Annotated in this window: 14 protein-coding genes and 1 pseudogene; 13 read left to right on the top strand and 2 right to left on the bottom strand. The window is 63.0% G+C overall.

Features of this window, described 5'->3' with window-relative positions:
- Positions 1-15 precede the first annotated feature (15 nt).
- The 8 genes and pseudogenes from AC56LH_RS19490 (at position 16) to dsbD (ending at position 5,893) form a co-directional block, all read left to right on the top strand.
- A pseudogene (locus AC56LH_RS19490) lies at positions 16-224 on the top strand (S1 domain-containing protein).
- Positions 225-263: 39 nt separating this feature from the next.
- Positions 264-377 carry a 50S ribosomal protein L36 gene (gene rpmJ / locus AC56LH_RS19485; RefSeq protein WP_005663407.1) on the top strand — a complete coding sequence of 38 codons (114 nt, stop codon included), beginning with the start codon at positions 264-266 and terminating at the stop codon, positions 375-377.
- Positions 378-393: 16 nt separating this feature from the next.
- Positions 394-759: a 30S ribosomal protein S13 gene (gene rpsM / locus AC56LH_RS19480; RefSeq protein ID WP_183554226.1), complete on the top strand. Its 366-nt coding sequence runs from the start codon at positions 394-396 to the stop codon at positions 757-759.
- A gap of 14 nt (positions 760-773) precedes the next feature.
- The gene (rpsK, locus tag AC56LH_RS19475; RefSeq protein WP_005663404.1) at positions 774-1,178 is read left to right on the top strand and encodes a 30S ribosomal protein S11; all 405 of its coding nucleotides are present in this window, start codon (positions 774-776) and stop codon (positions 1,176-1,178) included.
- 249 nt (positions 1,179-1,427) lie between these two features.
- Positions 1,428-2,051, top strand: coding sequence for a 30S ribosomal protein S4 (rpsD, locus tag AC56LH_RS19470; protein ID WP_183554224.1), 624 nt, complete (start codon positions 1,428-1,430; stop codon positions 2,049-2,051).
- Positions 2,052-2,377: 326 nt separating this feature from the next.
- On the top strand, positions 2,378-3,355 hold the full coding sequence (locus tag AC56LH_RS19465) for a DNA-directed RNA polymerase subunit alpha (RefSeq protein ID WP_332530665.1): 978 nt from the start codon (positions 2,378-2,380) through the stop codon (positions 3,353-3,355).
- 136 nt (positions 3,356-3,491) lie between these two features.
- Positions 3,492-3,887 (top strand): 50S ribosomal protein L17, encoded by a 396-nt coding sequence (gene rplQ / locus AC56LH_RS19460; RefSeq protein WP_183554222.1) that lies wholly within the window; start codon positions 3,492-3,494, stop codon positions 3,885-3,887.
- Positions 3,888-4,012: 125 nt separating this feature from the next.
- Positions 4,013-5,893, top strand: a complete 1,881-nt coding sequence (dsbD, locus tag AC56LH_RS19455) for a protein-disulfide reductase DsbD (RefSeq protein ID WP_499648943.1) — start codon at positions 4,013-4,015, stop codon at positions 5,891-5,893.
- A 42-nt stretch (positions 5,894-5,935) separates the two neighbouring features.
- Here the strand turns inward: dsbD and AC56LH_RS19450 are convergent, their stop codons facing one another.
- Positions 5,936-6,469, bottom strand: coding sequence for a Spy/CpxP family protein refolding chaperone (locus AC56LH_RS19450; RefSeq protein ID WP_499648941.1), 534 nt, complete (start codon positions 6,467-6,469; stop codon positions 5,936-5,938).
- Positions 6,470-6,665: 196 nt separating this feature from the next.
- On the opposite strand from AC56LH_RS19450, the gene AC56LH_RS19445 reads away from it, so the two are divergent.
- The 5 genes from AC56LH_RS19445 (at position 6,666) to AC56LH_RS19425 (ending at position 14,239) form a co-directional block, all read left to right on the top strand.
- Positions 6,666-7,394, top strand: a complete 729-nt coding sequence (locus tag AC56LH_RS19445; protein ID WP_499648939.1) for a response regulator — start codon at positions 6,666-6,668, stop codon at positions 7,392-7,394.
- Positions 7,391-8,746 (top strand): ATP-binding protein, encoded by a 1,356-nt coding sequence (locus AC56LH_RS19440; protein WP_499648938.1) that lies wholly within the window; start codon positions 7,391-7,393, stop codon positions 8,744-8,746. The genes AC56LH_RS19445 and AC56LH_RS19440 overlap by 4 nt, the downstream gene beginning before the upstream one ends.
- A 136-nt stretch (positions 8,747-8,882) precedes the next feature.
- Complete coding sequence (locus tag AC56LH_RS19435; RefSeq protein ID WP_499648936.1) at positions 8,883-10,067, top strand: efflux RND transporter periplasmic adaptor subunit; 1,185 nt, start codon at positions 8,883-8,885, stop codon at positions 10,065-10,067.
- Positions 10,064-13,171, top strand: coding sequence for an efflux RND transporter permease subunit (locus AC56LH_RS19430; RefSeq protein WP_499648934.1), 3,108 nt, complete (start codon positions 10,064-10,066; stop codon positions 13,169-13,171). The genes AC56LH_RS19435 and AC56LH_RS19430 overlap by 4 nt, the downstream gene beginning before the upstream one ends.
- A gap of 141 nt (positions 13,172-13,312) precedes the next feature.
- Complete coding sequence (locus AC56LH_RS19425) at positions 13,313-14,239, top strand: hypothetical protein (RefSeq protein ID WP_499648932.1); 927 nt, start codon at positions 13,313-13,315, stop codon at positions 14,237-14,239.
- 280 nt (positions 14,240-14,519) lie between these two features.
- Here AC56LH_RS19425 and hemB read toward each other — a convergent pair whose 3' ends face one another.
- Entirely contained in the window at positions 14,520-15,527 is a 1,008-nt protein-coding gene (gene hemB / locus AC56LH_RS19420; RefSeq protein WP_183554206.1) for a porphobilinogen synthase, read from the bottom strand.
- Positions 15,528-15,529: the final 2 nt, after the last annotated feature.

The raw sequence follows: 15,529 nt of genomic DNA, 5'->3' as shown, positions 1-15,529 counted from the left end.
GGGTGCATGGCGCGAATGGCAGAAGACGATGTCATCCGAATGCAAGGGGAGGGTCGAAAGACTCTCCCAAACGCGACGTTCCGCGTGAAGCTGGAAAACGAAATGTGAGCCTGGGGTCGATCTCGGGTAGAATGCGTGTTCGCTTCTGCCTGCGTGACCCGGTAATGGTGAAGTTGACCCCGTTATCGTGGTCCCGGGCCCGCATCGTATTCGGCACCAAGTAAAAACACATCATCAAGTAAACGAACCGAAGAGAGTGCAAAATGAAAGTTAACGCTTCAGTCAAGCGGATCTGCCGCAACTGCAAGATCATCAAGCGCAAGGGCGTGGTCCGTGTGATCTGCGTCGAGCCGCGTCACAAGCAGCGTCAAGGTTAATTTCGAGGAATAACGAATGGCACGTATTGCAGGGGTTAACATCCCAAATCATCAGCACACTGTTATCGGCCTGACGGCGATCTACGGTGTTGGCCGTCCGCGTTCGCAGAAAATCTGCGACGCAACCGGTATCGCGACCACCAAAAAAGTCAAGGACCTGGACGATAACGAACTCGAGAAGCTGCGTGACGAAGTCGCGAAGTTTGTCGTGGAAGGCGATCTTCGCCGCGAACTGTCCATGAACATCAAGCGTCTGATGGACTTGGGCTGCTACCGCGGCATGCGTCACCGTAAGGGCCTGCCGGTCCGCGGTCAGCGTACCCGCACCAATGCGCGTACCCGTAAGGGCCCGCGTAAGGCAGCTCAATCGCTCAAGAAATAATCTAGGAACCGACTATGGCCAAGCAACAAAGCAGCGCGGCAGCAGCGCGCGTCCGCAAGAAAGTCAAGAAGAACGTTGCCGAGGGCATCGCCCACGTGCACGCGTCCTTCAACAACACGATCATCACGATCACCGATCGTCAGGGCAATGCTCTGTCGTGGGCAACTTCCGGCGGCGCCGGCTTCAAGGGTTCGCGCAAATCGACCCCGTTCGCAGCGCAGGTTGCTGCCGAAGCTGCTGGCAAGGTCGCTCAGGAATCGGGCGTGAAGAACCTGGAAGTGCGTATCAAGGGCCCAGGCCCAGGCCGTGAATCGGCTGTGCGCGCACTGAACAACCTCGGCATCAAGATCACCGAGATCCAGGACGTCACCCCAGTTCCACACAACGGTTGCCGTCCACCAAAGCGTCGCCGTATCTAAGTTGCAGGGGAGGGCGGCTTGCCGCCAGCCCATGTACTTGGTAATCGATGCTCGGGGCGCATAGCCCCGTTGTGTTTTCAAGAAAAGCCGGTGCAGTTGCCCGTAAATGGGATATACTGCCCGGCTCTTGTCGCCTGCTGCTCTAGCGGTGGGTGATGCAAGCCACGTCCGGCCTGACTTTCCAGAGCTGGACTAGCGCCTGGGTGCTTCTGCACTCTGGGGCGTGATCAATTATTAAAGGAATCTAACGTGGCACGTTATATCGGACCAAAAGCAAAACTGTCGCGCCGTGAAGGCACTGACCTGTTCCTCAAGAGCGCACGTCGCTCGCTCGACTCGAAGTGCAAACTGGACATCAAGCCAGGCCAGCACGGTGTCAAGTCGGGTGCCCGCACCTCGGACTACGGCAACCAACTGCGCGAAAAGCAAAAAGTCAAGCGCATGTACGGCATCCTGGAACGCCAGTTCCGCCGCTACTTCGCTGAAGCGTCGCGTCGCAAGGGTAACACCGGCGAAACGCTGCTGAAGCTGCTGGAAGCGCGTCTGGACAACGTGACGTACCGCATGGGTTTCGGTTCGACCCGCGCTGAAGCACGTCAGCTGGTCAGCCACAAAGCCTTCACCGTCAACGGCCAGGTCGTGAACATTGCTTCGTACCAGGTCAAGACCGGCGACGTCGTCGCTGTGCGCGAAAAAGCCAAGAAGCAAGTACGTATCGCTGAAGCTCTGTCGCTGGCTGAGCAAATCGGTTTCCCAAGCTGGGTGTCGGTCGATGCCAAGAAGCTGGAAGGCACCTTCCGTTCGTTCCCAGAGCGTAACGAAATCGCTGCTGACGTCAACGAAGCGCTGATCGTCGAACTGTACTCGCGTTAATCGACCGCGACGGCGCCGGCAATGTCGGCGCCTGACGGTCGTGCCCGCGCAGGTGGGATTCAGGTTGAGCATGCAGCGCCGCAAAACCTAGTCCCACCTGCGAGGCAAGTCGGACCTGCCAGTGGCAGGATCGACGACGGCGTGGTTGTGCAAGCGCAGCGATCCCGGATCGGCACTTGCATCGAACAGCGAATTCTCTGGAATCAAAGTTTCCTCCTCACCGTCGTAACCCAATTCGTTTTACCGCCTGCTCCGGCAGGCGTTTTCCATCAAGCCATCAGCCTTATCGGTGTAACGAGCCGAGGGTATTGAAAAGGACTACGTTCATGCAAAATAGTTTGTTGAAGCCACGTATCATCGACGTCGAAGCACTGGGCGCCGGCCACGCGAAAGTCGTGATGGAGCCGTTCGAGCGTGGCTATGGCCACACCCTCGGCAACGCACTGCGTCGCGTGCTGCTGTCGTCGATGGTTGGCTACGCGCCGACCGAAGTGACGATCGCTGGTGTCGTGCATGAATACTCGTCGCTCGATGGCGTTCAGGAAGACGTCGTCGACCTGCTGCTGAACCTGAAGGGCGTGGTCTTCAAAGTCCACAACCGTGACTCGGTCAACCTGACCCTGAAAAAGGAAGGCGAAGGCCCAGTCCTGGCATCGGACATCGACCTGCCGCACGACGTCGAGCTGGTCAACCCGGATCACGTGATCGCTCACCTGACTGCCGGCGGCAAGCTGGACATGCAGATCAAGGTCGAAAAAGGCCGTGGCTACGTGCCAGGTAACGTCCGTCGCCTGTCGGAAGACACCAACAAGACCATCGGTCGCATCATCCTGGACGCTTCGTTCTCGCCAGTGCGCCGCGTGTCGTACGCTGTTGAATCGGCACGTGTCGAACAGCGTACCGACCTGGACAAGCTGATCATCAACATCGAAACGAACGGCGTCATCACGCCAGAAGAAGCGATCCGCCAGTCGGCCCGCGTCCTGGTTGATCAGCTGAACGTGTTCGCTGCCCTGGAAGGCACCGAAGCCGCCGCGGAAGCACCATCGCGCGCACCGCTGGTCGATCCGATCCTGCTGCGTCCAGTCGACGACCTGGAACTGACCGTCCGCTCGGCCAACTGCCTGAAAGCAGAAAACATCTACTACATCGGCGACCTGATCCAGCGTTCGGAAAACGAACTGCTCAAGACGCCAAACCTGGGCCGCAAGTCGCTCAACGAAATCAAGGAAGTCCTTGCTTCACGTGGCTTGACCCTGGGCATGAAGCTCGAGAACTGGCCACCTGCCGGTCTGGAAAAGTAATCCACGTTTTTTTGTCGCACCCCGCCCGGACGCGTTGTCCAGGCGGATTTAACCCGAACCGGTCCGCGGACGTGCTCTTTTAGAAGGGCACGAACGATCGAAGAACTGGCATTGAAAACACCCGAAAGGAATTACCATGCGTCACCGTCACGGCCTTCGTAAGCTGAATCGTACCTCGTCCCACCGTCTGGCAATGCTGCGCAACATGACTGTTTCGCTGCTGCGTCATGAAGCCATCAAGACCACCGTCCCAAAAGCCAAGGAACTGCGTCGCGTCATCGAACCGATCCTGACCCTGGGCAAGACCGACACCCTGGCAAACAAGCGCCTGGCCTTCGCTCGCCTGCGCGACCGCGAAATGGTCCTGAAGCTGTTCGCTGAGCTGGGTCCACGCTACGCAAACCGCAACGGCGGCTACCTGCGTATCCTGAAGATGGGTTTCCGCGTTGGCGACAATGCACCAATGGCTTACGTTGAACTGCTGGATCGTCCAGAAGTGACTTCGGAAGAAGAAGCACCGACCGCCGAGTAATCGACTGTCGTTGAAAAGACCAGGCTTCGGCCTGGTTTTTTTTCGCCTGTCGATCGAGCTGCCTCTGCGCGCCCTGGACAGCCGGTGTACCATGCCCGTGCCTCATTACAACTGACTCGACCTCCATGCTCCGATTCCCTGCACGGCACTGGCTTGCTGCCTGCCTGACGCTGTTTGCCTTCTTCACGCTGTTCGCCGCCGCGCCTGGACGTGCCGCCGAGGAATTTCTCGATCCCGCCATCGCCTTCAAATTCGAAGCGCGCATGGCCGATCCGCAGACGGCCGAAGTCACGTACACGATCGCGCCAAAGTACTACATGTACCGCGAACGCTTCGCCTTCAGGTCGAGCAACCCGGCCGTCAAGCTGGGTGCGCCGGCCATTCCGCCGGGCACCGTGAAGTACGACCAGACGTTCGAGAAGGATGTGGAAACCTATAAGGGAACACTGACGATCCGCATCCCGGTCGAGGGTGATGGCGCGTTCGCGTTGACGGCCACCGGCCAGGGCTGCGCTGACGCCGGCCTGTGCTATCCGCCGCAAGATCACACCGCCACCCTGAGCGCAGGGGAGGGCGGCGCTGCGGCACCGGCGCTGCCACTCGGCACCGCAACGCCGCAGGGCGGCATGTCAACGCCGTTGTCGGCCACGCCATTGGCCGAGAGCGCGCCGACCGCGCCGGCAGCCACCGCCACCCCGCCAGCCCAGGCAGCAGCACCAGCCCCGGCAGCACCACCCGCACAATCCGACCTTTCCAACATCGCCGGCATCCTCGGCGGCGGCAACCTGCTGGCTATCATCCCGGCCTTCATCCTGCTTGGCCTGGGCCTCGCGTTCACGCCATGTGTGTTGCCGATGGTGCCGATCCTGTCGTCGATCATCGTGGGCGAAGGCAAGAATGTCAGCCGTGCGCGCGGCTTCCTGCTGTCGGTGACGTACTCGCTGGGGATGGCAATCGTCTACACGCTGCTGGGCGTTGGCGCAGGTCTGGCCGGCGAAGGCCTTGCCGCAGCATTGCAGAACCCGTGGGTGCTCGGCACCTTCGCGCTGCTGATCGTGGCAATGTCGCTGTCGATGTTCGGTTTCTATCAGTTACAACTGCCATCGGCATTGCAGACCAGTCTGAGCAATGTCTCGAACCGCCAGCAGTCCGGCAAGCTGGCCGGCGTGTTCGCGATGGGCGCCATTTCCGCGCTGATCGTCGGTCCGTGCGTGGCGGCGCCGCTGGCCGGCGCACTGGTCTACATCAGCCAGACGCGCGATGTGTTCCTGGGCGGCGCGGCGTTGTTCTCGATGGCGGTAGGCATGAGCATTCCGCTGCTGCTGGTGGGCGTGTCGGCCGGCTCGCTGCTGCCGCGCGTGGGTGCGTGGATGGAGTCGGTCAAGCGCCTGTTTGGCGTCCTGATGCTGGCGATGGCCATCTGGCTGGTGTCGCCCGTCATCCCGCCGGTCGCGCAGATGCTGCTGTGGGCCGCGCTGCTGCTGGGCTACGGCTTTTATCTGCTGCGCCACACGCGCCACTGGGCGTCGATGGCCTTTGGCGCCGCGTTCGCGCTGATGGGCGGCATGCAACTGGTGGGCGTGGCCAGCGGCGGGCGCGATGCATTCGCACCCCTGGCGCACCTGAGCGGCACGCCGCAGCATCACGGACTGGTGTTCACCCGCATCAAGACGGTGGGCCAGCTCGACGCAGCCCTGGCCGCCAATGCCGGCAAGACCGTCATGCTCGACTTCTATGCGGACTGGTGCGTGTCGTGCAAGGAGATGGAAAAGTTCACGTTCGTCGATCCGAAGGTGCAGGCCAAGCTGGCCAATACCGCGCTGCTGCAGGTTGACGTGACCGCCAACGATGCGGCCGACAAGGCGATGCTCAAGCGCTTCGGCCTGTTCGGGCCGCCGGGCATCATCCTGTTTGACGATCAGGGCAAGGAGATTGCGGATAGCCGGGTGATCGGCTACCAGAACGCGGAAAAGTTTTCGACGTCGCTGGAACGTCTGGGACAATGAACGCCGGCGGCGTGGGCCGCCGGCTTCAGGTGAGGCAAGCGATTATGCGTTGGCGCGATGCTGCTGCTGATGACGCCCGCCTTTGCGCTGCTGGGCCTGCGCATCGAACGTCTTGCGCTGCTCTGGCGTGAGCACCGCGTAGAAGCTGTTCAGGGCGGTGAGGCGCGACTCCATGTGCGCGGTGCGCTGTTTCTGCATCGCGATCTGCTTTTCCATGCGCTGCGGCGCGCTCAGGCTGGCCCAGGCGGCGCGGTCGCCACGCCCGGCGCGCTCACCGTGTTTCGCTGGTGCGCGGCTGGCCACGAACGCATCCCAGGCTGGTTTTTGCTGGGCCGTCAGGTTCAGCGATGCCTGCAGTTTGGCCTGATGCTTGGCGCGCTTCTGCGCCATCCTGGCGTGACGCTCGCCCGCCTTGGCTTGCCACTCGGCCTTCTTGGCCAGGCGTTGTTCAGCCGTCAGCGTCGATGCCTGGCGGCCCTCGGCCGGGGCAGCGCTCTGGGCCTGGGCGCCGACGGTGGCGCCGAACAGGCCGGCAGCGGTGATAGCGATCACGAGGTGTTTGCGAAGGGTGTTCATGGTAGGTCCTTTGTGTGAGAGTCTGGTCAAGTGCATCCGAAACGCTCGCTGCACAGGACCTATCCTGGGTCAAAACTGTAACCATGGGATTTCCCCTGCCGGGCACTTTGTATCCATATGTTTCGCGCCTGTCGGCATATACACAGCGATACAAATACTTGCTCCGGTCTTGTCATAAATTCGGATAATTGCGGTTATGGATAATCCCTCTACGATTCTGATCGTCGACGACGACCGCGACATCCGCATGCTGCTGGCCGACTACCTCGAGTCCAACAGCTACCGGACGCTCGGCGCCGCCGATGGCACCGCGATGTGGAAGACGCTCGACGAAACACGTCCCGACCTCATCGTGCTCGACCTGAACATGCCCGGCGACGATGGCCTGACGCTGTGCCGCAAGCTGCGCGCCACCTCGAGCCTGCCCGTCATCATGCTCACCGCCCGCAACGAACCCCTTGACCGCATCCTGGGCCTGGAAATGGGCGCCGACGATTACCTGCCGAAACCATTCGAGCCGCGCGAGCTGCTGGCGCGCATCCGCAGCGTGCTGCGCCGCTCGCACGCGATGCCGTCGAACACGCCATCCGAGAACGTGCAGCAGATGCGCTTCTCGGGCTGGACGCTCGACCTGACCGCGCGCCACCTGCTCAACCCGGATGGCATCGTCATCATGCTCTCGGGCGCCGAATTCCGCCTGCTGCGCGTGTTCCTCGAGCACCCGAACCGCGTGCTCAATCGCGACCAGCTGCTCAACCTCACGCAGGGCCGCGACGCCGATCCGTTCGATCGCTCGATCGACATCCAGATCAGCCGCCTGCGCCAGAAGCTCGGCGAAGACGCGCGCATGCCGCAGATTATCAAGACCGTGCGCAACGGCGGCTACGTGCTGGCCGGCCAGGTCACCGTGGAGCCGGCGGCGTGAAAGCCTTCTTCGGGTCGATGACCGGGCGCGTGTTCCTCACGCTGCTACTGGGCATTCTGACCTCGGCCGCGCTGACGCAACTGGCGGCCGATTACCAGCGCCTGCGCGACTTCGAAAACCAGCGCGATGCGCACGTGCTCGAACGCGCCGAACAGCTGATCATGGCCACCGAGATCGTCCCGGCGTCGGCCCGCTCGATCTACCTCGATGTCGCCAACCGGCCGGGCCTGCAGCTCCAGGTGGGCGACATGCCGCCGGAAGCGGTCCCGCTGACGCCGTTTGCCGCGTCGCTGGCCAAGCGTCTGGGCAAGGGCTATCTGGTTGCCTCACGCGCCACGCGCCCGACTGCCTGCGGTGTCGTGCAAACGCAGCCCGTGATGTACGGTTTGCTGAGCATGAAGTGGGAGGGCGCCTGCGAGTCGATCGACGTGCGGCTGCGCGATGGCGCCGAACTGCAACTGTCGGTGCTGCCACCGCGGCTGGTCGGTGAGGATGTCGACACCAGCATCATCCTCGGCATGTTCCTGGTCAGCATCGCGGTGCTGGCCTACTTCGTGGCACGCATGACCGCGCGCCCGTTCAAGCAGCTTGCGCAAGCCGCGCAGGACCTGGGGCAGGACATCAACCGCGCACCGCTCGACCTGGTCGGCGCGATCGAGATCCGCCAGGCCAGCGCCGCCTTCAATGCGATGCAGGCGCGCATCCGCCAGTACATCTTCCAGCGCACACAGATGCTTGCCGCGATCACGCACGACCTGCAAACGCCGCTCACGCGCATGCGCCTGCGGCTCGAGAAGGTCAGCGACACCGACCTGCAGGACCGCCTGATCGGCGACCTGTCGGCGATGCAGGAAATGGTGCGCGAAGGCCTGGTGCTGGCGCGCAGCATGGACACGACCGAGACGATGCAGATGCTCGATCTCGACTCGCTGCTCGAGGCCGTGTGCGCCGATGCGACCGATGCGGGCCAGGCCGTGACGCTGGCCGGCAAAGCCTCGATCGCGGTGCTGGGCCGGCCGATCGACATGCGCCGCTGCCTGGTCAACCTGATCGACAACGCGGTCAAGTACGGGCGCGATGCGCGCGTCTGCGTCGACCGCACCAATGGCACCGCGCGCATCCGCATCCGCGACAGCGGGCCGGGTATTCCGCGCAGCGAGCTGGTGCGCGTGTTCGATCCGTTCTACCGCGTGGAGACATCGCGCTCGCGCGAATCGGGCGGCACCGGCCTGGGCCTGACGATCGCACGCAATATCACGGAGCAGCACGGCGGCAGCATCAGCCTGGCCAACCATCCGGAAGGCGGACTGGAAGTCACGCTGATGCTGCCCACGTATTACCCGAACAGATAGCAAAAAAAACCAACAAGCAAAATAAAGCCGTAACGACAGTGTGGGACAATGCGCGCGCGCAATGGCCACATTAACAAGCAAGATCACCAGGCAGCATCACTGAGAGAGCCGTCGGCACTGGCGGCAAGGGACAAGCATGAACAAGAAAAATGTCGGCGTCATCGCCGTCGTAGCGGCGCTGGTCGTCGCGGGCGGCTGGTACTTCAATCAGGGCCACGAGGCCAAGGCAGAGGCCCGGGGCGCCAAAGGGCATGGCGGCGGCCAGCCACCGGTAACCGTCAACGTGGTCAAGCCCGAGCGGCGCGATGTCGGCGTCGAGCTGTTTGCCAACGGCACCGTGACGCCGGTGCGCACCGTGAACCTGCATCCGCAGACTGTCACCACCATCCGCAAGGTCCATATCCGCGAAGGCCAGTTCGTCAAGGAAGGCGAATTGATGTTCTCGCTCGACGACCGCGCCGACCAGGCCAATGTGGCGCGCGCCGAAGCGCAGGTGGCGCGCGACCGCGCCACGCTGGCCGACCTGGACCGCCAGTACAAGCGCAGCCAGGAGCTGGTATCGCAGAACTTCCTGGCCCAGAGCGCGCTCGACTCGCTGCTGAGCCAGGTGGAAGCCCAGCGCGCGCTGGTGCAATCGAACCAGGCGGCGATGCGCGCCACCCAGGTCAGCGCCAGCTACACGTCGATCCGCGCGCCGATGTCGGGCCGGGTAGGCGCCATCGACGTCCATCCGGGCGCGCTGGTGCAGATGACGACGTCGCTGACCACCGTCACCCAGCTCGACCCGATCAATGTCTCGTTCACGCTGCCAGAATCAACGCTCGGCGCGCTGCTCGGCGCCCAGAAGGCCGGCAATGTCGACGTCCACGTGACGAGCGGTGCCGACGCCAAACCGGTCGCCGGCCGCCTGAGCTTCATCGACAACGCCGTCGATGCGCAGGCCGGCACCATCCGCGTCAAGGGCGAATTCTCCAACAACAACACGAGCCTGTGGCCGGGCCAGTACGTCACCGCACGCGTGGTCGTGCAAACGCTGAAGGATGCCCTCGTGATCCCGCAGACGGCGATTATCACGTCGACCAACGGCACCTTCGTCTACGTGCTGGCCGAAGGCAACTCGGCGCGCCAGGTGCCGGTCAAGCGCGTGTATGCGTTTGGCGACCACGCCGCCGTCACGGGCCTAAGCGGCGCCGAGCAAGTGATCACCGAAGGCAAGCAGAACCTGCGACCGGGTGGCAAGGTGCGCCTGGCCCAGGCCGCAAAGCCTGCCACCGACAAGCCGGCTTCCACTGCGCAACCCAAGCAGGGTGAGCAGGCATGAACCTGTCCGAACTGTGTATCCGCCGTCCCGTGATGGTGGTGCTGCTGTCGATCAGCCTGGTGCTGGTGGGCATCCTGTCGTACATGAAGATCCCGGTCGCCGCGCTGCCAAGCTATAACACGCCGGTCATCAACGTCTCGGCCAACTTGCCGGGCGCGAGTCCCGAGACGATGGCCTCGTCGGTCGCGCTGCCGCTCGAAAAGCAGTTCTCGACCATTGCCGGCATCAAGCTGATCACGTCGAGCAGCACCCAGGGCGACACCAATATCACCCTTGAATTCGACACCGCGATCGATGTCGACAAGGCTGCAGTCGACGTCCAGGCGGCGCTGCTGGTGGCGCAGCGGCGCTTGCCGCTCGAGATGACGGAACTGCCGGCCTACCGCAAGGTCAACCCGGCCGACGCCCCGATCCTGTTCATGCACCTGACCTCGCCGTCGATGGACCTGTCGGAGCTGAATGATTACGCAGAGAATCTGATCTCGCCGGCGATCTCGACCGTGCAGGGCGTGTCGCAAGTCTCGATCAACGGCGGCAAGCGCTTTGCCGTGCGTGTACGCGCCAAGTCCGACCTGATGAACGCGCGCAATATCTCGATGGATGAGCTGGCAGCAGCACTGCGCGCGGCCAACTCGAACACCCCGCTGGGCATTCTCGATGGCCCGACCCAGGCGCTGACGATCCAGGGCGGCGGCCAGCTGATGAAGGCGGCCGATTTTGCCAACCTGATCGTTGCCACGCGCGAAGGCATGCCAGTGCGCCTGCGCGATATCGCCGATGTCCAGGACAGCTACCAGTCGGTCAAGGCCATGGGGAGCCTGAACGGCGAACGCTCGATCTCGCTGATGGTGCAGCGCCAGCCCAACGCCAACACGGTCGAAGTGGTGGACGCCGTGCGCGCGCTGATTCCCCGTTTCGAAGGGCAATTGCCGGCGTCGATCAAGATCGAGCTCGTCAACGACCGTTCGCTGTCGATCCGCGAAGCGATCCACGACGTCAATCTGACCCTGCTGGGCACGGTGATGCTGGTGATCCTGGTGATCTTCCTGTTCCTGCACCGCGCGGCCGCAACCTTCATCCCGGCGGTAACAGTACCGATCTCGCTGCTGGGTGCGCTCTCGCTGCTGTATTGGCTGGGCTATAGCCTCGACAATATCTCGCTGCTGGGCATCACGCTGGCCGTCGGCCTGGTGGTCGACGATGCGATCGTGGTGCTGGAAAACATCGTGCGCCACATGGAGATGGGCAAGAAGCCGATGCATGCGTCGCTCGTCGGCGCGCGCGAAATGGGCTTTACCATCATCTCGATCTCGATTTCGCTGGTGGCCGTGTTCATCCCGATCTTCTTCATGCCGGGCGTGATCGGTCTGCTGTTCCGCGAATTCGCCGTGATTGTCGGTCTGGCCGTGATGGTCTCGGCGATCGTGTCGCTGACCCTCGTGCCGATGCTGTGCTCGCGCCTGCTCAAGGATGGCGGCCACGTCGATCCAAAAGACATGTCGTGGATCGGCCGCCGGTTCGAAGCCATGTTCACCAATGTGCGCAACGGTTACGGCCGCACGCTCGACACGGCGCTGCGTCACCGCTTTCTGGTCCTGATGCTGGCGCTGGGCACCTTCGTGCTGACCGCCGTGCTGTACATGACGATGCCCAAGGGCTTCTTCCCCGAAGAAGACATCGGCCAGATCCGCGTGAACGTCGAAGCGTCCGAAGACACGTCGTCGGTCGCGCTGGCCGAACTGCAGGGCAAGGTGGTCGACATCGTCCGCGCCAATCCGTACGTGCAGGACACGACCTCGTTCAGCGGCGGCGGCAATACGGGCCGCATGTTCCTGGTACTGAAACCCCGCGGCGAGCGGCCACCGATGGACCTCGTGATCGACGACCTGCGCAAGGCCACGCGCGCCGTGCCGGGCGTGCAGGTGTTCATGTCGCCCCAGCAGAATCTGCAACTGGGCGGACGCCAGAGCAAGGCGCGCTACCAGTACACGCTGCAGAGCGTGTCGGGCGGCGAGATCGGCGGCTGGGCCGAACGGTTCCTGGAAGGCATGCGGCAGGATGCGCGCTTCCGCGACGTCAACAGCGACTCGCAGAACAAGGCGCTGCAAGCGACCGTGGACATCGACCGCGACAAGGCTGCGCTGCTGGGCCTGGAAATGGACGACATCCGCACCGTGATGTACGCGTCGTTCGGCGAGCGCCAGGTCTCGACCATCTACTCGACGGCTGCCAGCTACTACGTGATCCTGGAAGCGGCCGCCAGCGACCGCTACTACGACGAAGCGCTGTCGCGCGTGTCGGTGCGCAGCAAGTCGGGCGACCTGGTCAAGCTGTCGAGCATTGCCACCGTGCGCCGCACGGTTGGCCCGCTGCAAGTGAATCACCAGGGGCAGTTGCAGGCGATCACGTTGTCGTTCAACCTGGCGCCGGGCGTGCCGCTGGGCGATGCCACCGCCGCCATCGAACAGATGGGCACGGCGATGAAGTTGCCGGCATCCGTGATTGCCACTTACGGCGGCGACGCGGCCGTGTTCCAGGACACGCAGTCGAGCCAGCTGATCCTGATCCTGACGGCCATCGGCGTCATCTACGTGCTGCTGGGCGTCTTGTACGAAAGCTATATCCACCCGCTGACCATCCTGGCGGGCCTGCCGTCGGCAGCGGTCGGCGCGCTGTTGACGCTGTGGATCTTCGACAAGGACCTGACGCTGATCGCGATGATCGGCATCCTGATGCTGATCGGTATCGTCAAGAAGAACGCCATCATGATGATCGACTTCGCACTCGATGCGCAGCGCACCCTTGGCATGAGCCCGCAAGAGGCGATCCGCGAAGCGTGCATCCTGCGCTTCCGGCCGATCCTGATGACGACGCTGGCCGCGCTGATGGGCGCGCTGCCGATCGCGCTGGGTATCGGCGCCGGCGCCGAGCTGCGCCAGCCGCTGGGCCTGGCAGTGTGCGGCGGCTTGATCTTCTCGCAAGTCATTACGCTGTACATCACGCCGGTCATCTACCTCTACCTGGACCGCTTCAGTGGCACGGGACCGATGACGGACGATCAGCTCGCGAAGGCCGACGATGTCCCGGTTGCACACCATGCTTAATTTCGGAAACATTTGGTAACAACCATCAACGCCAGCAGCGGTGCAGTCCGCTCGCTGGCGTGATGCGCAGGTACTCTAAAACGGTTAGACTGCGGCTCTCTGCTGTTTTTTTAGACGTCGCTTCCAGGATACCGATCTACCTTGCGTGACCATCCCCACTCCTACGATCAGGACAGCGAAGTTTGCTCCCACTGCGGACAGCCACTGGTACGCCCGGGCCCGCAATACGAGCGCGAGGGCTCCAAGCGCGGTGGCCTGATCGGCACGATCGCGCTGCACTTGCTGCTGCTGGCGATCTTCATCTTCAAGCCGCCCGAAAAAGAGCAAAAGACCGCGCGTCCGGCGTCCGAGCGCGAAACTGACGTGTTCTTCGTCCAGCCGCTGCAGCAGCCGACCAAGGCGCAGCGCGAGCAAAAGCCCAAGCCGGCACCGAAGCCGACGCCCCGGCGTGAAACGCCGCGTCCGAAGCAACCGGAGCGCGTGTTCGTCCAGCGCCTGCCCGACACGATCACGATTCCTGACGAAAAGCCGGTCGAGCGCACACCGCCACCACCGCAGCCGCCACAGCCCAAGACCGAGGTCCCGCCTGACATGGACATGGCCGCCTACGTCAAAGCCCAGCGCGAGCGTCGCGGCGCACCAACCGGCAGCGAAGTGGAAACGCCGGAAAGCGACGCCGTCCGCGGCAACCGCAACGCGCTGGCCAACATCGCCGCGATCAACGGCCGGGGCCGCGACGACAGCAACGAGTCGGGCGGCATCTTCTCGGTGTCGAACAAGACGTTCAACACGATGGACCTGAAGTTCCGCGGCTGGAACCCGAGCTTCAAGCGGCGCTGGCTGACGGCGGTAACAGTGGAGCAGGGCAGCGCACGCGACATCGAAACGGCCGTCATCAAGAAAATGATCGAGCTGATCCGCAAGGAAAAGACCGGTGACTTCGAATGGGATTCGCACCGCCTTGGCCGCGTGGTCAAGCTCAGCGCCCGCCCGGCAGACGAAGCGCGCCTGACCGAGTTCCTGTACAAAGAAATGTTCCCGGAATACCGCCCGCCACCGGGAGGCTGATGAATGTGCAAAAAAAAGCCGGGGTCAGGTCTGACATTCGGACACGACCTCGACAGTCGGGCAGTGGGAATTCGAGAAAAGCCGGGGTCAGGTCTGACATTCGGACACGGCCTCGACAGTCTGGTGGTCAGGACTAGCGGGCACTGGGCCATGCCGATACTGGACAAGTCACTGTTCGATGTGGAAAAGGCTGAGTTCGTGTCCGAATGTCAGACCTGACCCCAGCTGTGCCGTAAAAAAACCGTGCCATGGCACGGTTTTTTGTTGGGTGTGCGGGTGTTTAACCGGCCTTCAATTTCCGGGCAATATCCAGCGCGAAGTACGTCAGCACCCCATCGGCGCCGGCGCGCTTGAACGCCATCATCGATTCCATCATGACCTTGTCATGGTCCAGCCAGCCATTGAGCGCGGCGGCCTTGAGCATCGCGTATTCGCCGCTGACCTGGTAGGCAAACGTCGGCACCCTGAACTCATCCTTCACGCGGCGCACGATGTCCAGGTACGGCATGCCTGGTTTCACCATCACCATGTCGGCGCCTTCGGCCAGGTCCAGCGCCACTTCGCGCAGCGCTTCGTCGCTGTTGGCCGGATCCATCTGGTAGGTGTTCTTGTCGGCCTTGCCGAGATTGGCCGACGAGCCGACCGCATCGCGGAACGGTCCGTAGAACGCCGACGCATACTTGGCCGAGTACGCCATGATGCGCGTGTGGATATGGCCCTGCGCCTCGAACGCGGTGCGGATCGCGCCAATGCGCCCGTCCATCATGTCCGACGGTGCGACGATGTCCACGCCGGCATCGGCGTGCGTGAGTGCTTGCTTGACCAGCATCTCGATCGTCTTTTCATTGACGATATAGCCGTTCTCGTCCGGCAGGCCGTCCTGGCCGTGGGTCGTGTACGGGTCGAGCGCGATGTCGGTGATGATGCCCAGCTCGGGGAAGTTGCGCTTGAGCTCGCGGACCACGCGCGGCACCAGCCCATCCGGGTTGGTTGCTTCGACGCCGTCATAGGTTTTCACCGACTGGTCGACCAGCGGGAACAGCGCCAGCGCGGGAATCCCGAGCGCGACGCATTCTTCGGCCACCTTCAGCAACAGGTCGAGCGAGACGCGGGCCACGCCCGGCATCGAGCCGACTTCCTGGCGCACGTTCTGGCCTTCCAGAACGAACACGGGATAGATCAGGTCAGATGCGGTAATCGTGTTCTCGCGCATCATGGCGCGGGAGAACGGGTCGCGGCGCATGCGGCGCGGCCGGGCCGCCGGATAGGCGGAAGTGATGATGCTCATCG

This window comes from Telluria sp. LT1R51-2 (assembly GCF_059685775.1).
Note: the sequence above shows the minus strand (reverse complement) of the source record. Positions and strands in the feature narration are given on the sequence as shown.